This is a genomic window from Streptomyces sp. NPDC016845, assembly GCF_044332585.1.
In the GTDB taxonomy this organism is placed as follows: Bacteria; Actinomycetota; Actinomycetes; order Streptomycetales; family Streptomycetaceae; genus Streptomyces.
Genome location: NZ_JBIRPI010000007.1, coordinates 305,428 through 325,760, shown reverse-complemented (window position 1 = coordinate 325,760; position 20,333 = coordinate 305,428). Strand labels below are relative to the sequence as shown.

Genomic DNA, 20,333 nt, shown 5'->3' with positions numbered 1-20,333 from the left:
CTGTTTAACACCCCCCCCCCCGCCAGGCCCGACCCTCCCCGGCCCCCGGCCCGGGGGGGGGGGCCCCCTCCCCCCCCCCCACGACGACTCGCGGGGGAACCCATGCCCCCTCCCCGCCGCTGTTAGATAGGCTCACTTGTGCGAATAGGGTGCAGCAAGAGCAGCCTGGGCATCACGTGAACAAGTGGCAGCCAACCGGGGGGTAGGCAGTGGGCGACCACAGAACTCCGAAGGACCTGCGGGCCAAGCACGAGGACCTCACCAAACTCGCGGACGACCTCGATGGCATGCAGGAACACCTGACCCGTCAAGTGCAGCGCATGGACGCTGTCGTCGACGCCATCGAAGCGGGATGGCAGGGGCCGGCGGGTTCGTCCTACAGGGACTTCCACCGGGCCGCTGCCGAGGACGCGGTGCGCATCCGCGAAGTCATGAAGGTCATCGAATCAGCGGTGCGCATGAGCCGTGACGGCTTCACAGAACGGGAGCTGGACGTGCTGGCGCGGATGCGCGGCATCGTGGTCGACGTCAAAAGCGAGGTCGCCCGCCTGTCCACCCCGAACCCGGCCGCCGCCGAAATTGAGTCTCGGCCGCGCAGCGGCCTCGACGGCCTGTGAGTACCAGCGACCGCTGGTGTCGGCACACCAATCGCAGCGCAACACACGGGGGGACTGCATGCCGCCGAGCACCGGCGATGACCACATAACCGTCAAGTTGGCGACCCTTCAACACCTGTCCGAAGAGCTGGAGGACATCCTCAAACAGCTCAACGGAAAGCTCGACGACCTGTACGAGCGCGTCGAGCCCGTCGTCCTGTCGTGGAGCGGCGAGGCCCGCGAAGCGTTCATCGACAAGCTCGATGAATGGAGCAGGTCCGCCGAGGACCTCCGGGCGTCCCAGAAGTGGCTGCACGAAGTCGTGGCCACCGGCCACGTCAACTACGCAGCGGCTCATCGCGCCGTCCTGCGCGGTTGGGGAGGCGCCTGATGGCGGGCCCGCCCTCCTCACCGTCGCAAGGCGGCACGATAGACGTCAAGCCCTCCACGCTGCACCAGGTGGCGGGCGGTTTCGCCGGCCAGCAGACACCGTTCGACAAGGGCGCCAAGGATCTCCTCACCGCGCTCAAGGAGCACCCGGACGCGGGCGGCTACGGCGCCGCGCCCCAAGCCTTCGCGAGCGCATACGTGAAGGTCGGCAATCGGTACCTGGAGGTATGGGCCAAGTCCGTCGCCAGCATCGGCGGCGGGGCGGTCGGCTTCGCGACGACGGCGAACAACTACTCCAAGGCGGAGGCAGCGAACGACCCTTCGGGTCAGACCCAGGCTCAGGTACAGCAGCCGCCCGTCGTCATCGACAAACCGCCGAAGTACGAGTCCGTCCCTGACCTCAGATGGGGCGATGACGACGGCGGGGACGACTTCATCCGCTCGCTGCTGGAGTGGATACCGGACGTCGTCTGGCACATCATTCGCCCGCTTCTGGAGCACGCGTTCCGTTGGGGCAAGGTCGCCGAGGTCTATCCGTTTCCACAGCAGCACTATCTGCAGTCCCTGTCCGAGGCCTGGAGAGACTCCACCGTCCCGCTGGGGATGGCGATGGGCAACTTGGACGGACTGGTCGGAAGCATCACTCAGCAAAGCAACAGCGAATGGCACGACGCCATGCGTCAGTTCTGCAGTTCGCTCTGGGGCAGCACGGCATGGGGGCAGCCCACCGCGAACTACCAGTGGAGACACGACAGCGCCTCCAGTCAGACCGCCACGCACCCGGTCATGGCGGTGCTCCATGACACCGCCATGAAGATCAGCGACCTGCTGCACGACTACGCCGAAGCCGCCGTCGATCTGAACGGCGATGTGTGGGACATCTACTACAAGGCCGTGAAGCAGGCCGTCGGCGACATCGACTTCAGCGACGGCGTCGACCTCAAGGACCTCAAGGAGGGCGCCAAGGGCGTCGGCCGTTTCCTGAAGGGGGTGGTCACGGGAGGCGCGGAACTCGGCACTGAAATAACGCTGAACATCGATACGGCCGCTCTGAATGCCGTGGTGGAGAAGTACAACGGCCGCGTCAACGCCCTCACACCACGCCTCACCGCGCTGATGGGAGCGCTGGACGAGGCGTATCACAGCGCCCCCACCTACGCGGCCGAGGAGGCACGGGCCGAAGCCTTCGGGGCTCGTGCGCTCAACGACTTCAAGCAGGAACACAAATACACCGTCGACGGGGACGAGAAGAATCACTTCTACGCCATCGACCTGGCCAACGCCGAAGGTCTCTACGGTGGCCACAGCGTGGACAAACACGTGGGGAAGACCGACGAGCAGCTCGCCCAGCGGTTGCGGGACCAGCAGATCACCCGGCCGGACGGGTCCGTTCGGCCGTTGGCCGCTTCCTCGTTCACGGATCTCACTTCAGCGCAGCGACTCACTCAAGGAACGATCGACGACATAGAGAATGCCCAAAAGATAGAAAGATGGCTGGACCGACTCGCACAGCAACCAGTTCCCAACGAGAATTCCACGTTGACGCTCGACAAGTCCTTCACCGAAGTGACGGGACGCACGGTCAGCCGCAGCGTTTACGACCGGGACGGCCTCAATGCCGCCGCTACTGACGCGCACGGCGTGAACGTGGTCCTGCGGTACAAACGAGGCATCGATCCGCCCTTTATCGTGCTCACGTCCATGCCTACGGCGTGAAGGCGCTGAGCCCCGCCCCAGACGAAAGGAACGTTGACCGCCGTGACTCTCTACACGGCCGCTGTTTTCGAGAACGGAATGGTGGCGAAGCTCCTCGACATCCTTGTAGCCGCGCGTACCGCGTCGCCACAGGTTTCCGAGCGGGACGAGATCGACCGCGTCAACCGCTTGTTGAGCAGCTCCGCGAGCGTGGCCACGGCGATGCCGAGCGCGACGTTGTCGGCGCTCGTGGATCTGATCGCCGAGGAGGTGTCCGCACGACCCGACGATCGGCTCTCCAAGACTTTCACGGAGAAACTCGAAGTGGCCACGGTCGCGGCCGGGACGGATGTCTCCACCTTCCTTGCTGACACGGCCCTGGCTCTCCGGACCTCACAGCGCGCCGGTATCAGGCGGTTCGACGACCTTCCGCTTTCGAAGTGGGAGGCCGAGGCGTACTACGCCCGTTTGCACGACTTCGCCTGGTGGGTGGAGGGGGACGAGTACGACACGTTCGAGGACGGCGTTCTGGCCGGTGTCGCCAGTGAGCATCCCTACGGCTGCGCGTACTGGCTCCCTCAGCTGATCTCGGAGTGCCACGCCGCCTTGCTGCTGGAAGGCGACTCAGCATCCGTCGCCGCTCTTCGTTCACTCATTCCCTGGGCAACTGCTCCAGTGGTGCGCGAAGTCCTGCGTCACTCGTCCACGCACCTTCTCGAAGCCCACTGAGGTCAGTACATGCTTCAGCCGAACCGCTCCGCCTCCTACCCCGACCGCGAGACCGCGCAATGGGCGACCCAGCAGGTCGTCACTGCCAACGAGCAGGCGATCCACCGCTGGCTCGCCCAGGAAACGCGCCCACGACTGACGGTCGAGGCGTCCTGGCCGTCGCGGCCCGACCCGGTGGGCCGGGTGTTGTTGCAGGCGATGATGCTGGCGGGGCGCGAGCCCGTCGATGTACGGGCGGCCCGGGTCATTCTGCGGCGGGCGCCCGCCGGCCCGCACGGCTTCATCGTGCACGCCTCGTTCCCGATCTACGTATAGAGGTCCGTCCGTCATGCCGATGAGTCCCCTCGAACACGATCACCGCTACGGCGAGCTGGACCAGGTGCTGCGCGCGTACGTGGGTCAGCCCGCCGACGACACCGAGGACAAGCCGAGCGCCGCTCTGACCGCGTATCTGCGCCACACCTGGCACACCCGCCCCTGGGCGCTGGCCGTCGCCGAGTCGCAGGTGCGCGAGTACGCCCGTAACCCGCCGGGGCGCCTGCGTCTCAGACTCGGCGAGTTCTACCCGGTCCCGGACGTCGGTCTGGCCGAGGACGGCATCCAGGACTGGCTGTTCCTCCTCGCCGACCACATCCGGCGCAGCGTCGAGGAGGGTGAAGTACCGCCTCCAGCAGTTCCGGAGACCCACTGGGAGTGGCATGCCCGCTTCCCGGAGATGGGCCAGTTCCTGGGCGGATGGTTCTCGCAGGACATGCCCGACGAATTCGACACCCATGAGGCGGCGATCGCCGACTACGTTGCCGGTACACAGCCGAGCCTCGTCGCCCGCCTCGCCGGGGAACTCGGCGAACTGTTCGCGCTCGACCTCGACGAGGCCGTCTACGCCCAGGCAGTTGCCGAGCTGGGCATGGAGGTGGACCCGCCGGTGCCGTACACGCCGGGCGGGTGGCTGGCGCAGGTCTCGTCGCGACTGAGCATGCCCGCCCCGGTGTACGGGCCGCAGCCCGAGGGCGACGACTGAGCGAGCCGACGGGAGCACCGAGCGCTCCCGACCACCGGCCACGGTCAGCCGGCCCCGGGCTCCGGATGTGTCGGCGCGAACATCCGCAACCGCGCCGGCAGCACGACGACCCGCGGCCCGGGGGCCTTCAGCGCCGCCACCAGGTCCTCCCGCAGCGCCTCCGGCGACGTACGCACCGCCGGTACGCCGAAGGACTCCGCCAGGGCCACGAAGTCCGGGCCGGTCAGATCCGTGCCCATGGCGGAGCCGTACGCGTCCGTTGCGTACTCGCGCAGGATTCCGTAGCCCCCGTCATCGACGATCAGCCAGGTCACGTTCAAGGACTCCTGCTTCGCCGTGGCCAGTTCGGCGAGCGCGTACAGGGCGCCGCCGTCGCCGGAGACCGCCAGGACCGGGGTCGTCGGGTCGGCCGTCGCAGCGCCGAGTGCGGCCGGGTAGGCGTAGCCGGGGGCGCCCGCGCCCTGGGCGGAGTGCATGGCGCCGGGCCAGGCGGCCCACGCCCAGTGCGTCAGGGGCGTGAGGTCCCAGAAGGACGGGGAGCGGGGCGGGAGCGCCGCCCGGATCGAGGACAGCAGCTCCTGCTCCGGGCCCGATCCCTGCCCGACCGCCTTCAGGACCTCGGCGACCCTGACCGCCGCCCCCGCGTCCTCGCGCTCCTCCTCCACCGTCTCCAGGAGCGCCTGGAGCGCCAGGCGGGCGTCGGCGTGGATGCCGAGGGCCGGGTGGTTGGCCTCCAGCTTGGCCGCGTCCGCCTCGATCTGGACGACCCTGCCGCGAGGGGTGAAGGTGTGGTGACCGGACGACAGTTCGCCGAGACCCGAGCCGATCACCAGCAGGACGTCCGCGTCCGCCAGGAACTCCGTCATGTGCCGGTCCTCCGGCCATGACCGGAGCGAGAGCGGGTGGTCCCACGGGAACGCGCCCTTGCCGCCGTACGTGCACGCCACCGGGGCGGACAACCGCTCCGCCAGCGTGCGCAGCTTGCCCGACGCGTCCGCGCGGATCACGCCGCCGCCCGCGATGATCGCGGGGCGTTCCGCGCGGGAGAGCAAGTCTGCCGCCACGGCGGTGAGTTCGGGTGCCGGGGCCAGTTCGTGCGGGAACGCGTCCGCCGCCGACAGCACGGGGAGGGTGGTCGGGGCCTCCAGGACGTCCGCGGGGATCTCCACGTACACCGGGCCGTGCGGCACGCTCAGCGCCGACTCCCAGGCCGCCGCGATCGCGGACGGGATCTGGGACTGCGTGCGGACCACGTGGACGGACTTCACCACGTCGCGGAACGCCGCCTGCTGGTTCCGCGGCTCGTGCAGGTGGCCTCGGCGGTCTCCTGACATCGGTACCTGGCTCGCCACCACCAGCACCGGGGCCGACGACGCCGCCGCTTCCTGGAGCGCGGGCAGCGTCAGCAGGGCGCCGGGGCCCGTCGACACGAACAGCGGGGCGACCTCGCCGGTCACCCGGCCGTACGCGTCCGCCGCGTACCCCGCGCTGGGTTCGGTCCGCAGACCCACGTACCGCAGCAGGTCGCAGCGGTGCAGCGCGTCGAAGAGGCCGAGGGCGTGGCGGCCGGTCCGGCCGAAGACGGTGGACGCGCCGAGACCCGCGAGCGCCTCCACGACCAGGTCGCCGCCCGTGCGCCCCGGTGGCGGGTTGAGCGCCGCCTCCGTCTGGCGGGGTGTCGGGCGCAGGACCAGGTCGTGGTCGTGGGTCATCCAAGACTCCTCGGACGTCGTTCAGGAGGCCGTACGGGACTCCGCGATCTGGCGGGACATGATCGTCGTCAGCTCGTACGCGGTGTGCGAGGCGGCGACGGCGGTGATCTCCGCGTGATCGTACGCGGGCGCCACCTCGACCACGTCGGCCGAGACGAGGTTGCAGGAGGCGAGGCCGCGCAGGATCTCGAGCAGCTCGCGCGAGGTCATGCCGCCCGCCTCGGGGGTGCCCGTGCCGGGGGCGTGGGCGGGGTCGAGGCAGTCGATGTCGATGGATATGTACAGCGGGCGGTCGCCGATGCGCTGGCGGAGCTGGTCGGCGACCTCGTCGGCGCCGCGGCGGTAGATGTCCGCCGAGGTGACGATGCCGAAGCCCATCTTCTCGTCGTCGGTCAGATCCTGCTTGCCGTAGAGGGGGCCGCGCGTGCCGACGTGGGAGAGCGCGGACGTGTCGAGGATGCCCTCCTCGACGGCGCGGCGGAACGGCGTGCCGTGCGTGTACTCGGCGCCGAAGTACGTGTCCCAGGTGTCGAGGTGCGCGTCGAAGTGGAGCAGGGCGACCGGGCCGTGCTTCTTGGCGACCGAACGCAACAGCGGGAGCGCGATGGTGTGGTCGCCGCCGAGCGTCATCATGCGGGCGCCGGAGGAGAGGAGGTCGTCCGCCGCCGCCTCGATCGTCTCGACGGCCTCGTTGATGTTGAACGGGTTCGCCGCTATGTCACCCGCGTCCGCCACCTGGGCGAGGGCGAACGGCGACGCGTCCTGCGCCGGGTTGTAGGGGCGAAGGAGGCGCGAGGCTTCTCGGATCGCGTTGCCGCCGAAGCGTGCGCCGGGGCGGTAGGAGACACCCGTGTCGAAGGGCACGCCGACCACGGCCACGTCCGCCGCGCCGACCTCGTCGAGGCGGGGCAGGCGGGCGAAGGTGGCGGGGCCCGCGTAGCGCGGGACGCGGGAGGAGTCGACGGGGCCGACAGGGTTGTTTTCGCTGGTCACGGGGTTCCTGGTCACGGGGTGCCTTTCCAGAACGTACGAGAATCGGGACGCGGCGTCGGTCAGTCGCCGTACAGCTCGGGGCGGCGGTCCCCGAACACGTCGTTGTGCTCGCCGAGCCGCTTGTCGCGGGCGGTCGCGAGGTCGCAGTCGGCGAGCAGCAGGGCGGGGCCCTCGGTGGGGGTGTGCCCGGCGAGCGGGAAGCCGTCCGGGTCGACGATGACGGAGCCGCCGGTCCAGGGGACGCCGCGCTCCTCCCCGGCCCGGTCGCACGCGGCGACGTACATCCGGTTGACTGCCGCGTCGGCCTGGACGCGGACGACCTCGCCGGGGCGTTCGCCCTCCGGGCGCGGGAAGAGCGGCCAGTTGACGGGGGCGCAGAGCAGTTCGGCGCCGGCCAGGGCGGTGCGGCGCACCCACTCGGGGAACTCGACGTCGTAGCAGACCATGACGCCGATCCGGCCGACTCCCTCGACGTCGACGACGGGCGGGGCCTGGTCCCCGGGTACGAAGAAGGTCTTCTCGGTGCCGAAGAGGTGGGCCTTGCGGTAGACGGCGCGGACGGTGCCGGACGGGTCGATCAGCACGGCCGAGTTACGGACCAGCCCGTCCTCGTCCAGCTCGGCGAAGCCCGCTACGAGCGTCACGCCGTGCCTGCGGGCGGCGGCGGACCAGGCGGTGACGGTCGGTCCTTCGACGGGCTCGGCGAGGGCGCGGGCCTCCGCCGGGTCGGCGAAGACGTAGCCGCTGTTGGCCAGCTCCGGCAGCACGACGACGCGCGCTCCGGCGTCGGCGGCGGCGCGGACCGCCTCCTCGGCGGCGGCGAGGTTACCGGCGGTGTCGCCCACCGCGAGGGCGAGCTGCGCACAGGCCACGGTCGTCGTACGGGCCACGGTCGTCGTCACGCTTCAGTACCTTCGCTGACGTCACTGATCTGGACGCTCCCAGGATGCCTGCGCCGGGCGGCCCCTCCGAACGCCTCCGGGGCACATTACGCCGCCCCACCTAGACATCCTGTACAGCCACGGGGCCCGTCCACCCCCGTCCACCTTGCGGAACCGATCAACGGCCTCCCGCGGCCCTGGGCACAATGGACCCATGCCGATACCCGGGATCCCCAGCGACAGTCCGACCCGTGCCGCCCTGATCGAGCACCTCGTCCGTACCCGTATCGCGGGCGATGTGGCCACCCCTCGCGAGAACAACCTCTCCCACTACCGCAAGCTCGCGAACGGCGACCGGCACTACTGGCTGGGCCTGGAACTGGGCGACCGCTGGAGCGACGAGCAGGACGTGCTCGCCGTGATGGCCGAGCGCTGCGGGGTCGTCGACGATCCGGAGCACCGGTACGGGCAGGACACCATCGACCCCGAGCTGACCGTCGACGCCCTTGAGCGGATGGCGGCGCGTCTGCGCAAGGCCGCGCAGGACCGGCAGCGGGTGCTTCTCGCCACCGGGCACCCCGGGGGCCTGCTCGACGTCCATCGGGCGACCGCTGTCGCGCTGCGCGCCGCCGGCTGCGAGATCGTCGTGATCCCCGAGGGGCTCGCCACCGACGAGGGCATGGTCTTCCAGTTCGCCGACATCGCCATGCTGGAGCGCGGGGCCACCTTGTGGCACACGCACGCGCCCGAGCCCATGGCCCGGATCCTCGACGGGCTGCTCCGCGAGGGGCGTCCGCTGCCCGACCTGGTCGTCGCCGATCACGGCTGGGCCGGGTGCGCGGCCCAGCGCGGGCTCGACTCCGTCGGTTACGCGGACTGCAACGACCCGGCGCTGTTCCTCGCGGAGGCGGAGGGCACGATGCAGGTCACCGTTCCCCTGGACGACCATGTCACGAGCCCGCGCCACTATGACCCGATGACGGCGTACCTGCTGGACTCCGCGGGCCTGCTGGGCTGAACGCCGCCATGTCGCCGTAGGCGGTGCGGGCTGTGTGCGACTGCCGCGCTGTCGTGGCGGGTCGCGCAGTTCCCCGCGCCCCTGAAGGCATGCGGCTTCGCCGCGCCTTCCCCGATGACGACGCGCGCCCCTGAGACAGCGCACGCCCATGACGGGCGCCCTGGGATGGTGCACGAAGTGCGCATCTCAGGGGCGCGGGGAACTGCGCGAGCAACCACGACGCACCCGCAGTCGCACACAGTCCGCACCCCCTACGGCGCCCCGGCGAACCCCTAGAACGGCCGCAACCCTTCCTCCCGCCGCTGCGCGAACCCTGGCGTCGGATCCAGGTACACCCTCCGCACCGCAGGAAACCGCTCCCGCAACCGCCGAGCCGCATCCTCACAGGCCCACTCGATCTGCGCGGCGGTGGACGCATCGCGGAAATCGACCTTCGCCGCGACGAGCGCCTCCCGGGGCCCCTGCACAAGAGTGGTCAGTTCGAGCACCGCCTCGACGTGTTCACCGGCCAGCAGCAGCTCCCGGATCTCGGCCCGGACGGACCTGGGAAGGGGGCGGCCCACAAGCAACTGCGCGTTGGAGCGGCCGAGAACCCACGCGACCCAGAGCAGCAGGGCACCGATGCACAGCGAAGCGACTCCGTCCCAGACCCCGGACCCGGTGAGCTGCCCGCCCAGCAACCCGCCCGCGGCGAGGAGCAGGCCGGCGAGCGCCGCGCTGTCCTCCAGGACGACGGCCTTCACGGCGGTGTCGGGCGTGTGCCGCAGGTACGTACGGAAGGGCGCCCGGAGCCGGTGCGCCTCGCCCCGCGCCTGCTTGACGGCGGTTCGCAACGAGAAGCCCTCAAGGACGAAGGCCACGGCCAGCACGATGTACGAGACGAGCGGATCGCCCAGCTCCTCACCCGCCACCAACGTGTGGATGCCGTCGTAGAGCGAGAACACCGCCCCGCCCACGAACGTGGCGACCGCGGCGAGCAGCGCCCACACGTACCGCTCGCCCCCATACCCGAGCGGATGCTCCTCGTCGGCGGGTTTCCCGCTGCGCTTGAGGGCGGTGAGGAGCAGCAGTTCGGTGACGGTGTCGGCGAAGGAGTGCGCGGCCTCGGAGAGCATCGCGCTGGAGCCGCTGATGACACCGGCGACCGCCTTGGCGAGCGCGATCCCGAGGTTCGCCCCGGCGGCGACAAGGACGGTGAGGACGCTCTCCCCGCCGGCATCTTCTCGTTGCTCATCCCGAACATCCATGTACGGGACGTTATGTCCGATCAGCGCGGGACGCGAACGACGCCTTCCTGGATGACGGTGATCGCGAGCTGCCCGTCCTGGGTGTAGATACGGGCCTGGCCGAGCCCGCGCCCGCCGGACGCGGACGGCGACTCCTGGTCGTAGAGGAGCCATTCGTCGGCGCGGAAGGGCCGGTGGAACCACATGGCGTGGTCGAGCGAGGCGCCGACCACGTCGCCGACGGCCCAGCCGCCGCGCCCGTGCGCGAGCAGGACGGAGTCCAGGAGCGTCATGTCGGAGACGTACGTGGCGAGGCAGACGTGCAGCAGATGTTCGGCGCCCTCGGTGGCGCCGTCGAGCTTGCCGTTGGTGCGGAACCAGACCTGGGAGCGCGGCGGCTGCGGATCGCCCACGAAGGCGAACGGGGGCGCCCCCACGTACCGCAGGTCCACCGCCTCGCGCGCTTCGAGGAGCCGGTCGACGACACCGGGGTCGACGAAGGCACCGGCGTGGCGCGGCAGCATCTCGGCGGCGGTGGGCAGCGTCTCGGGGTCGGGCGCGGGCGGCATCGCGGCCTGGTGGTCGAGCCCTTCCTCGTACGTCTGGAAGGACGCGGAGAGGTGGAAGATCGGCTGCCCGTGCTGGATGGCGACGACGCGGCGCGTGGTGAAGGAGCGGCCGTCCCTGATCCGGTCGACGGTGTAGACGATCGGCGCGCCCGGATCGCCCGCGACGAGGAAGTACGCGTGCAGGGAGTGCGCGAACCGGTCCGCCGGGACCGTGCGTCCGGCGGCGACGAGGGCCTGCGCGGCCACCTGCCCGCCGAAGACGCGCGGGACCACGGCGGACCGGGACTGGCCGCGGAAGACGTCCTGCTCGATCCGCTCCAGGTCGAGCAGATCGAGCAGGGACGCGAGTGCCTGATTCATGAAGCCTGGTTCACAGAGCCTTGTTCACGGGTCCTGGTGCGTTCAGGGCTTACAGGCCCATGTTCTTCGCGATGATCATCTTCATGACCTCGCTGGTGCCGCCGTAGATGCGGTTGACGCGGTTGTCCGCGTACAGGCGGGCGATCGGGTACTCGTTCATGAAGCCGTAGCCGCCGTGCAGCTGGAGGCAGCGGTCGATGACGCGGTGGGCGACCTCGGTGCAGAACAGCTTCGCGGACGCGGCCTCGGCGGCGGTCAGCTCACCGGCGTCGAGCGCTTCGAGGGCGCGGTCGGCGACGGCCTCGGCGGCGTCGACCTCGGCCTGGCAGGCGGCCAGCTCGAACTTGGTGTTCTGGAAGGACGCGACCGGCTTGCCGAAGACGGTGCGCTCCTGGACGTACTCCTTGGCGAACCGCACGGCGGCCTTGGCCTGCGCGTACGCGCCGTAGGCGATGCCCCAGCGCTCGGAGGCGAGGTTGGTGCCGAGGTAGCCGAAGCCCTTGTTCTCCTCGCCGAGGAGGTCCTCGACGGGCACCTTCACGTCGACGAACGCCAGCTCGGCGGTGTCGGACGTGCGCAGGCCGAGCTTGTCGAGCTTGCGGCCGACGGAGTAGCCCTCGGACTTGGTGTCGACGGCGAAGAGGGAGATGCCGAAGCGGCGGTCGTCCTCGCGCGGAGCGGAGGTGCGGGCGCAGACGATGACGCGGTCGGCCTGCACGCCGCCGGTGATGAAGGTCTTGGCGCCGTTCAGCACGTAGTGCGTGCCGTCGTCGGAGAGCTTGGCGGTGGTCTTCATGCCCGCGACGTCGGAGCCGGTGCCCGGCTCGGTCATCGCCAGGGCCCACATCTCCTTGCCGGAGACGAAGTTCGGCAGGTAGCGCTTCTTCTGCTCGTCGGTGGCGAGCATCTTGATGTAGGGAAGGGCGAGCAGGACGTGCACGCCGGAGCCGCCGAAGGAGACGCCCGCGCGCGCGGTCTCCTCGTACTGGATGGCCTCGAACTTGTGGGTGTCCAGGCCCGCGCCGTCGTACTCCTCGGGCACGTTGATGCCGAACAGGCCGAGCTCCGCCATCTTGGCGTACAGCTCGCGCGGCACGACGCCCTGCTGGAACCACTCGTCGTAGTGCGGGACGACCTCGGCCTCGATGAAGGCGCGCAGGGTCTCCCGGAACGCCTCGTGGTCCTCATTGAAAACGGTACGGCGCACGGAGAACTCTCCCTCTACGACGGTCTCTACGGCGTGTGTCCTGTCGGGCATACGCTACTAAGCGCTTGCTCAGAGAAACGTTACCGGCCAGTCACCGGAGCGTCCAGAGATACACATCACTCCGCGGCGGCCGCGAACGCCCCGCGCGCCAGCTTGTGCAACATGGCGGCGGCCGCCGCACGGCCGGGCAGCGCGCCCGGGCGGCTGAGGTGCGGCGTGGAGTTCAGCAGACCGAAGACCGCGTGCACGGCCACGCGCGCGTGGGGCTCCAGAAGGTCCGGGTACACCTTGCGCACGGCGTCCACCCACAGCTCCACGTACTGGCGCTGCAACTGCCGCACCAGCTTGCGGTCGCTGTCGCGCAGCCGGTCCAGCTCCCGGTCGTGCAGCGTGATCAGGTCGCGGTCGTCGAGCGCGAAGTCGATGTGGCCCTCGATGAGCGAGTCGAGCAGCGCCCCTGGGCCGGAGTGCGCCTCCGTGACCCGCCGCTTCCCGCCGGTGAGCAGCTGCCCGCTGATCCCGACGAGCAGCTCGGCGAGCATCGCGTCCTTGCCCGCGAAGTGCCGGTACAGACCGGGGCCGCTGATGCCGACCGCGGCTCCTATCTCGTCGACCCCGACCCCGTGGAACCCACGCTCGGCGAAGAGCCGCGCGGCCTCTTTGAGGATCTGCTCGCGGCGGGTGGGGGCGTCGGTTCTGGTGGCCATGGAACCAATTCTAGACAGGGGAGTTAGCGACCGTTAACCTTACCGCAACAGGTTAACGGTCATTAACGTTCTCGGCGGCCCCCCGGTCATACATGCGTCATGCGTGACGTGGGGGCCGGCAACGCTCATTGCTTGACGAGGAGACCGCAGGATGCACGAGGCACCGGAGCTGACGAGCGCGGCGGACCCCGCGTCGGAGGCCTGGAGGGCCAATGAGGCGGCCCACCGGGCGCTCGGCGAGGAGCTGCGGAGCAAGATCGCGGCCGCCCGGCTCGGCGGCGGCGAGCGGGCCAGGGCGCGGCACACCGCGCGCGGCAAGCTGCTGCCGCGCGACCGCGTGGACACGCTGCTCGACCCGGGCTCGCCGTTCCTGGAGCTGGCACCGCTCGCCGCGGACGGGCTGTACGAGGGGCAGGCACCGGCCGCCGGGGTGATCGCCGGGATCGGCCGGGTCGCGGGCCGCGAGTGCGTGATCGTGGCGAACGACGCGACGGTCAAGGGCGGCACGTACTACCCGATGACGGTGAAGAAGCACCTGCGCGCGCAGGAGGTGGCCCTGGAGAACCGGCTGCCGTGCGTGTACCTGGTGGACTCCGGCGGCGCGTTCCTGCCGATGCAGGACGAGGTCTTCCCCGACCGGGAGCACTTCGGGCGGATCTTCTACAACCAGGCGCGGATGTCGGGCGCGGGCATCCCGCAGATCGCGGCGGTCCTCGGCTCGTGCACGGCGGGCGGCGCGTACGTGCCCGCGATGAGCGACGAGGCCGTGATCGTCCGCAACCAGGGCACGATCTTCCTCGGCGGTCCGCCGCTGGTGAAGGCGGCCACGGGTGAGGTGGTGACGGCCGAGGAGCTGGGCGGCGGCGAGGTGCACTCCCGCGTCTCCGGCGTCACCGACCACCTGGCGGAGGACGACGCGCACGCGCTGCGCATCGTGCGGACCATCGCCTCCACGCTCCCCGAGCGCGGCCCGCTGCCGTGGTCGGTGAAGACGGCGGTGGAGCCGAAGGTCGACCCCGCGGGTCTGTACGGGGCGGTGCCGGTCGACTCGCGCACCCCCTACGACGTTCGCGAGGTCATCGCGCGCGTGGTCGACGGTTCGCGGTTCGCCGAGTTCAAGGCCGAGTACGGGCAGACCCTGGTCACCGGGTTCGCGCACATCCAGGGGCACCCGGTCGGCATCGTCGCCAACAACGGCATCCTGTTCTCCGAGTCCGCCCAGAAGGGCGCCCACTTCATCGAACTGTGCGACCAGCGCGGCATCCCGCTGGTCTTCCTGCAGAACATCTCCGGGTTCATGGTCGGCCGGGACTACGAGGCGGGCGGAATCGCCAAGCACGGCGCCAAGATGGTCACCGCGGTGGCCTGCACGCGCGTGCCGAAGCTGACCGTCGTCATCGGCGGCTCGTACGGCGCGGGCAACTACTCGATGTGCGGCCGCGCCTATTCACCGCGCTTCCTGTGGATGTGGCCCGGCGCCAAGATCTCCGTCATGGGCGGCGAACAGGCCGCGTCGGTGCTGGCCACCGTCAAGCGCGACCAGTTGGAGTCGCGCGGGGAGGACTGGCCGGCGCAGGACGAGGAGACGTTCAAGGCCCCGGTCCGCGCCCAGTACGAGACCCAGGGCAGCGCCTACTACGCGACGGCCCGCCTGTGGGACGACGGCGTGATCGACCCCCTCGAGACCCGCCAGGTCCTGGGCCTGGCCCTGACCGCCTGCGCCAACGCGCCGCTGCCGGAGAAGTCCGGCGGCTTCGGCGTCTTCCGGATGTGACGGCCATGAAGTCCATGACGGCCACGACGGCCACGACGGCCACGACGGCTACGACGGCTACGACGGCTACGACGGCTACGACCAGGGGAACCACATTGTTCGAGACGGTGCTTGTGGCCAACCGCGGCGAGATCGCCGTCCGCGTCATCCGCACGCTGCGCGAACTCGGCATCCGCTCGGTCGCGGTCCACAGCGACGCCGACGCGGACGCGCGGCACGTGCGCGAGGCGGACGAGGCGGTGCGCATCGGCCCGCCCCCGGCGACCGAGAGCTACCTCTCCGTGGAACGCCTGATCGAGGCCGCGACGAGGACCGGCGCGCAGGCGGTGCACCCGGGGTACGGGTTCCTCGCGGAGAACGCCGGGTTCGCGCGCGCCTGCGAAGAGGCGGGCCTCGTCTTCATCGGCCCGTCCGCCGACGCGATCGCGCTGATGGGCGACAAGATCCGCGCCAAGGAGACGGTGTCGGCGGCCGGCGTCCCGGTGGTCCCGGGCGGCCGCGACCCGGAACTGGCGGAAGCGGCACGCCAGTTGGGCGCCCCGGTCCTGCTCAAGCCCTCGGCGGGCGGTGGCGGCAAGGGCATGCGCCTGGTCCGCGACCTGACCACCCTGGACGACGAGATCGCGGCCGCGCGGCGCGAGGCCCGCGCCTCCTTCGGTGACGACACACTCCTGGTCGAGCGGTGGATCGACCGGCCCCGGCACATCGAGATCCAGGTCCTCGCCGACGCGCACGGCAACGTCGTGCATCTGGGCGAGCGCGAATGCTCCTTGCAGCGCCGCCACCAGAAGATCGTCGAGGAGGCACCGAGCGTCCTGCTCGACGAGGCCACGCGCGCGGAGATGGGCGCGGCGGCCGTCGAGGCGGCCCGCAGTTGCGGCTACCGGGGCGCGGGCACGGTCGAGTTCATCGTCCCCGGCGAGGACCCGTCCGCGTACTGCTTCATGGAGATGAACACCCGCCTCCAGGTCGAGCACCCGGTCACCGAGCTGATCACGGGCCTGGACCTGGTGGAGTGGCAGGTCAGGGTCGCGGCGGGCGAGCCGCTCCCCTTCACCCAGGACGACATCACGCTCACCGGCCACGCGGTGGAGGCCCGCCTCTGCGCCGAGGACCCGGCGCGCGGCTTCCTTCCCTCGGGCGGCACGGTCCTCGCGCTGAGCGAGCCCACCGGCACCGGGGTCCGCACGGACTCGGGCCTGAGCGAGGGCACGGAGGTCTCCTCCCTCTACGACCCGATGCTGGCGAAGGTCATCGCGTACGGCCCCGACCGGGCGACCGCGCTGCGCAGGCTGCGCGCCGCGCTGGCCCGGACGGTGACGCTCGGCGTGCCGACGAACGCCGGTTTCCTGCGCCGCCTCCTTGCCCACCCGGACGTGGTGTCGGGCGAGCTGGACACGGGCCTGGTGGAGCGCGCGGCGGACGCCTTGGTCGACTCCGAAGTCCCCCCGTCCGTCTACGCGGCGGCGGGCGCCCTGCGCCAGCAGCGCCTCGCGCCGCCCGAGCGGCCGGGCTGGTCGGACCCGTTCGCCCGCCCCGACGGCTGGCGCCTCGGCGGCGAACCGGCCTGGACGGTCCACCACGTACGCGTCCCGGGCCACGACCCGGTGGAGGTCCGCGTACGCGGCACGGAGATCCTGGTGTCAGGCGCCCCCACCGAACCGGCCCGCCCCACCGCCGTCGCCGGCGACTGGCTCGCCCTCGACGGCGACGCCTGGCACGTCCAGGACCACGACCCGGTAGCGGCGAGTCTCACCGGCGCGGGTTCGGGCGGCGCGGGCTCCCTGACGGCCCCGATGCCCGGCACCGTGACGGTGGTGAAGGTGGCGGTGGGCGACGAGGTGACCGCGGGCCAGAGCCTCCTCGTCGTCGAGGCGATGAAGATGGAGCACGTCATCGCGTCCCCGCACGCGGGAGTGGTGACGGAGCTGGACGTGATGCCGGGCACGACGGTGGCCATGGACCAGGTGCTGGCGGTGGTGGAGCCATCGGACACCGCTGACGAGACCGCCCCACCAGAAACGCAGGCCGCCAACGGCGAGGAGGCGTCAGCATGATCACCCCCGGCACGACGACAACCCCGCCAGGGGCGCGGGGAACCGCGCGACCAGCCACAACGGCGCCGCACCCACCAGAGACGCAGGCCGCCAACGGCGAGGAGGCACCCGTATGACCACCCCCTCCCTCCCCATGGTGGTCAGGGCCGAGAACCTGCCCGCACAGGTACGTATCCACGAGGTGGGCCCCAGGGACGGACTCCAGAACGAGAAATCCCTGGTCCCTACGGAGGTCAAGGCCGAGTTCATCCACCGCCTGGCCGAGGCCGGCCTCACCACCATCGAGGCGACAAGCTTCGTCCACCCCAAGTGGGTCCCCCAACTGGCGGACGCGGAGACCCTGTTCCCCGCCCTCCAGGACCTCGAGAACACCGACCTCCCCGTACTCGTACCGAACGAACGGGGCCTCACCCGGGCCCTGGCCCTCGGCGCGAGCCGCATGGCCGTCTTCGCCAGCGCGACGGAGTCCTTCGCCAAGGCCAACCTGAACCGCACGGTCGCCGAGTCCCTGGACATGTTCGACCCGGTGGTGACCCGCGCCAAGGAACACGGCGCCCACATCCGCGGCTACCTCTCCATGTGCTTCGGCGACCCCTGGGAGGGCGCGGTCCCGGTCCCCCAGGTCGTCTCCACCGCCAAGGCGCTCATCGACATGGGCTGCGACGAACTGAGCCTCGGCGACACGATCGGCGTCGCCACCCCGGCCCACGTGACAGCCCTGCTGACGGCGCTGAACGAGGCCGGAGTCGGAACACACCGCATCGGCGTCCACTTCCACGACACGTACGGCCAGGCCCTCTCCAACACCCTGGCCGCGCTGCAACACGGCGTGAGCACCGTGGACGCCTCCGCGGGCGGCCTGGGCGGCTGCCCGTACGCGAAGAGCGCCACCGGCAATCTCGCCACCGAGGACCTCGTCTGGATGCTGCGCGGGCTGGGCGTCGAGACCGGAGTCGACCTCGGCCGCCTCACCGCCACAAGCGCGTGGATGGCCGAACAACTGGGCCGACCGAGCCCGTCCCGCACCGTCCGCGCCCTGACCCACCAGGAGCAGTGAGTACACGATGGACCACCGTCTGAGCCCCGAGCTGGAAGAGCTGCGCCGCACGGTCGAGGCGTTCGCGCACGACGTCGTCGCGCCGAAGATCGGCGACTACTACGAGCGCCACGAGTTCCCGTACGAGATCGTCCGCGAGATGGGCCGCATGGGCCTGTTCGGCCTGCCGTTCCCCGAGGAGTACGGCGGGATGGGCGGCGACTACTTCGCGCTCGGCATCGCCCTGGAGGAGCTGGCCCGCGTCGACTCCTCGGTGGCGATCACCCTGGAGGCGGGCGTCTCGCTGGGCGCCATGCCGCTGCACCTGTTCGGCACCGAGGAGCAGAAGCGGGAGTGGCTGCCGCGGCTGTGCTCGGGCGAGGTCCTGGGCGCGTTCGGGCTGACCGAGCCGGACGGCGGTTCGGACGCGGGCGGCACCCGTACGACGGCCGTGCGCGACGGCGACGAGTGGGTGATAAACGGCTCCAAGTGCTTCATCACCAACTCGGGGACGGACATCACCGGCCTTGTCACGGTCACCGCCGTCACCGGCCGCAAGCCCGACGGCCGCCCGCTGATCTCAGCCATCATCGTCCCTTCCGGCACGCCCGGGTTCACGGTCGCGGCCCCGTACTCGAAGGTCGGGTGGAACGCGTCGGACACGCGCGAGCTGTCCTTCGCCGACGTGCGCGTGCCCGCGGCGAACCTGCTCGGCGAGGAGGGCCGCGGGTACGCCCAGTTCCTGCGGATCCTCGACGAGGGCCGCGTCGCGATCTCCGCGCTCGCCACGGGGCTCGCACAGGGCTGTGTCGACGAGTCCGTGAAGTACGCGGCCGAGCGGCACGCCTTCGGCAAGCCGATCGGGACGAACCAGGCGATCCAGTTCAAGCTCGCGGACATGGAGATGCGGGCGCACATGGCCCGGGTCGGCTGGTACGACGCGGCGTCGCGGATGGTCGCCGGTGAACCGTTCAAGAAGGAGGCGGCGATCGCGAAGCTGTACTCGTCGACGGTGGCGGTGGACAACGCGCGCGAGGCGACGCAGATCCACGGCGGCTACGGCTTCATGAACGAGTACCCGGTGGCCCGGATGTGGCGGGACTCCAAGATCCTGGAGATCGGCGAGGGCACGAGCGAGGTGCAGCGCATGCTGATCGCGCGGGAGCTGGGGGTCGCCCAGTAGCAGCCGTGGCGGGGCCTGGCGCAGATCACAGGCCCCGCCCCCTGGACATGCCGGGAACTTAGGTTAACCTTCCCTCAGTTCCAGAGCCCCGCCCGGCGCCGGTCCGGCACGTCCGAAAGCAGTACGAGATGCCCAACGCCCGACTGTCCCGCCCCACCCGCCGCGGCGTCCTCGCCGCAGGCGGCGCCCTCGGCCTCGGTGTCGCACTCGCCGCCTGCGGCAATGACGACGGCGGCAAAGACAGCGGCTCGGGCTCGACCGCCAAGGCGGAGTCCGGCCCCTGGTCGTTCAAGGACGACCGCTCCACCACGGTGAAGCTGGACAAGGTCCCGGCGAACATCGTCGCCTTCACCGGTGTCGGCGCCGCCCTGTGGGACTACGGCGTCCAGGTCAAGGGCGTCTTCGGCCCGACCACCACCAAGGGCGGCAAGCCGGACGTGCAGGCCGGCGACATGGACGTCACCAAGGTGACGGTCCTCGGCAACGCCTGGGGCCAGTTCAACATCGAGAAGTACGCGGGCCTCGCCCCGGACGTCCTCGTCACCACGACGTTCGACGACGCGGGCACCCTGTGGTCCGTCCCGGAGGAGTCCAAGGACAAGATCGCCAAGCTCGCCCCGAGCGTCGCGATCTCCGTCTTCGACCGCCAGATGACGCAGCCGCTCGAGCGCATGTACGCGCTGGCCGAGTCGCTCGGCGCCGACATGAAGGCCGACAAGGTCGTCGCGGCGAAGAAGCGGTTCGAGGACGCGGCGGCCCGCCTGCGCAAGGCCGCGAAGGCCCACCCCGACATCAAGGTCCTCGCCGGCTCGGCGAGCCAGGACATCTTCTACGTGTCCGGCACGGACCTCTCCATCGACCTGGAGTACTTCAAGGCCCTCGGCGTGAACTTCGTCGAGCCGACGGAGGCCGCGAAGAAGGAGTCCGGCGGCTGGTTCGAGAACCTGAGCTGGGAGAACGTCGACAAGCACAAGGCCGACATCATCATGATGGACGACCGCACCCAGACCATCCAGCCGGCCGACATCGACGAGCCGACCTGGAAGCAGCTGCCCGCCGTCAAGGCCGGGCAGGTCATCCCGCGCTCCCCCGAGCCGATCCTGTCCTACGACAAGTGCGCCCCGCTCCTGGAGAACCTGGCCAAGGCCATCGAGACGGCGAAGAAGGTGTCCTGATCCC

The 20,333-nt window shown here is 70.6% G+C and carries 19 protein-coding genes; 12 read left to right on the top strand and 7 right to left on the bottom strand.

The features are described from left to right. The first annotated feature begins 209 nt into the window (after positions 1 to 209). Genes ACH4RC_RS21010 through ACH4RC_RS20985 form a run of 6 tightly spaced genes read left to right on the top strand, consistent with a single transcriptional unit; the run spans position 210 to position 4,431 of the window. Entirely contained in the window at positions 210 to 617 is a 408-nt protein-coding gene (locus ACH4RC_RS21010; protein ID WP_398202920.1) for a WXG100 family type VII secretion target, read from the top strand. A gap of 58 nt (positions 618 to 675) precedes the next feature. Next, entirely contained in the window at positions 676 to 987 is a 312-nt protein-coding gene (locus ACH4RC_RS21005; RefSeq protein WP_398202919.1) for a WXG100 family type VII secretion target, read from the top strand. Continuing rightward, positions 987 to 2,702 carry an RNase A-like domain-containing protein gene (locus ACH4RC_RS21000; protein ID WP_398202917.1) on the top strand — a complete coding sequence of 572 codons (1,716 nt, stop codon included), beginning with the start codon at positions 987 to 989 and terminating at the stop codon, positions 2,700 to 2,702. The genes ACH4RC_RS21005 and ACH4RC_RS21000 overlap by 1 nt, the downstream gene beginning before the upstream one ends. Before the next feature lie 42 nt (positions 2,703 to 2,744). After that, on the top strand, positions 2,745 to 3,410 hold the full coding sequence (locus tag ACH4RC_RS20995; RefSeq protein WP_398202914.1) for a hypothetical protein: 666 nt from the start codon (positions 2,745 to 2,747) through the stop codon (positions 3,408 to 3,410). Between the two features lie 9 nt (positions 3,411 to 3,419). Next, positions 3,420 to 3,725 carry an RNase A-like domain-containing protein gene (locus ACH4RC_RS20990; protein ID WP_398202912.1) on the top strand — a complete coding sequence of 102 codons (306 nt, stop codon included), beginning with the start codon at positions 3,420 to 3,422 and terminating at the stop codon, positions 3,723 to 3,725. Between the two features lie 13 nt (positions 3,726 to 3,738). Continuing rightward, positions 3,739 to 4,431 (top strand): contact-dependent growth inhibition system immunity protein, encoded by a 693-nt coding sequence (locus tag ACH4RC_RS20985; RefSeq protein WP_398202910.1) that lies wholly within the window; start codon positions 3,739 to 3,741, stop codon positions 4,429 to 4,431. A 44-nt stretch (positions 4,432 to 4,475) separates the two neighbouring features. Here the strand turns inward: ACH4RC_RS20985 and ACH4RC_RS20980 are convergent, their stop codons facing one another. From ACH4RC_RS20980 to ACH4RC_RS20970, 3 genes are read right to left on the bottom strand one after another with little or no spacing between them, the layout of a single operon-like run. Next, entirely contained in the window at positions 4,476 to 6,143 is a 1,668-nt protein-coding gene (locus ACH4RC_RS20980) for a thiamine pyrophosphate-binding protein (RefSeq protein WP_398202908.1), read from the bottom strand. Positions 6,144 to 6,164: 21 nt separating this feature from the next. Further along, positions 6,165 to 7,136 carry an agmatinase gene (speB, locus tag ACH4RC_RS20975; protein WP_398202906.1) on the bottom strand — a complete coding sequence of 324 codons (972 nt, stop codon included), beginning with the start codon at positions 7,134 to 7,136 and terminating at the stop codon, positions 6,165 to 6,167. A gap of 59 nt (positions 7,137 to 7,195) precedes the next feature. Continuing rightward, on the bottom strand, positions 7,196 to 8,038 hold the full coding sequence (locus tag ACH4RC_RS20970; RefSeq protein WP_398202904.1) for a nitrilase-related carbon-nitrogen hydrolase: 843 nt from the start codon (positions 8,036 to 8,038) through the stop codon (positions 7,196 to 7,198). A 193-nt stretch (positions 8,039 to 8,231) separates the two neighbouring features. On the opposite strand from ACH4RC_RS20970, the gene ACH4RC_RS20965 reads away from it, so the two are divergent. Next, on the top strand, positions 8,232 to 9,035 hold the full coding sequence (locus ACH4RC_RS20965) for a phosphatase (protein ID WP_398202902.1): 804 nt from the start codon (positions 8,232 to 8,234) through the stop codon (positions 9,033 to 9,035). 272 nt (positions 9,036 to 9,307) lie between these two features. On the opposite strand, the gene ACH4RC_RS20960 is transcribed toward ACH4RC_RS20965, so the two are convergent. The 4 genes from ACH4RC_RS20960 to ACH4RC_RS20945 all read right to left on the bottom strand — a co-directional run bounded on the left by ACH4RC_RS20960 (position 9,308) and on the right by ACH4RC_RS20945 (position 13,104). Continuing rightward, positions 9,308 to 10,282, bottom strand: a complete 975-nt coding sequence (locus ACH4RC_RS20960) for a cation diffusion facilitator family transporter (protein ID WP_398202900.1) — start codon at positions 10,280 to 10,282, stop codon at positions 9,308 to 9,310. A gap of 20 nt (positions 10,283 to 10,302) precedes the next feature. Further along, on the bottom strand, positions 10,303 to 11,190 hold the full coding sequence (locus tag ACH4RC_RS20955; RefSeq protein WP_398202898.1) for an acyl-CoA thioesterase: 888 nt from the start codon (positions 11,188 to 11,190) through the stop codon (positions 10,303 to 10,305). A 49-nt stretch (positions 11,191 to 11,239) separates the two neighbouring features. Further along, positions 11,240 to 12,397: an acyl-CoA dehydrogenase family protein gene (locus tag ACH4RC_RS20950; RefSeq protein WP_398202896.1), complete on the bottom strand. Its 1,158-nt coding sequence runs from the start codon at positions 12,395 to 12,397 to the stop codon at positions 11,240 to 11,242. A gap of 116 nt (positions 12,398 to 12,513) precedes the next feature. Next, positions 12,514 to 13,104, bottom strand: coding sequence for a TetR/AcrR family transcriptional regulator (locus tag ACH4RC_RS20945; protein ID WP_398202894.1), 591 nt, complete (start codon positions 13,102 to 13,104; stop codon positions 12,514 to 12,516). A gap of 151 nt (positions 13,105 to 13,255) precedes the next feature. Between ACH4RC_RS20945 and ACH4RC_RS20940 the strand changes: the two genes are divergently transcribed. The 5 genes from ACH4RC_RS20940 to ACH4RC_RS20920 all read left to right on the top strand — a co-directional run bounded on the left by ACH4RC_RS20940 (position 13,256) and on the right by ACH4RC_RS20920 (position 20,329). Further along, complete coding sequence (locus ACH4RC_RS20940; RefSeq protein WP_398202891.1) at positions 13,256 to 14,878, top strand: carboxyl transferase domain-containing protein; 1,623 nt, start codon at positions 13,256 to 13,258, stop codon at positions 14,876 to 14,878. A 95-nt stretch (positions 14,879 to 14,973) separates the two neighbouring features. Next, positions 14,974 to 16,935 (top strand): biotin carboxylase N-terminal domain-containing protein, encoded by a 1,962-nt coding sequence (locus ACH4RC_RS20935; RefSeq protein ID WP_398202964.1) that lies wholly within the window; start codon positions 14,974 to 14,976, stop codon positions 16,933 to 16,935. A gap of 112 nt (positions 16,936 to 17,047) precedes the next feature. After that, positions 17,048 to 17,992 (top strand): hydroxymethylglutaryl-CoA lyase, encoded by a 945-nt coding sequence (locus ACH4RC_RS20930; protein WP_398202890.1) that lies wholly within the window; start codon positions 17,048 to 17,050, stop codon positions 17,990 to 17,992. 7 nt (positions 17,993 to 17,999) lie between these two features. Next, positions 18,000 to 19,154, top strand: coding sequence for an acyl-CoA dehydrogenase family protein (locus ACH4RC_RS20925; protein WP_398202887.1), 1,155 nt, complete (start codon positions 18,000 to 18,002; stop codon positions 19,152 to 19,154). A gap of 128 nt (positions 19,155 to 19,282) precedes the next feature. Continuing rightward, positions 19,283 to 20,329 (top strand): ABC transporter substrate-binding protein, encoded by a 1,047-nt coding sequence (locus tag ACH4RC_RS20920; RefSeq protein WP_398202886.1) that lies wholly within the window; start codon positions 19,283 to 19,285, stop codon positions 20,327 to 20,329. The last annotated feature ends 4 nt before the right edge of the window (positions 20,330 to 20,333 follow it).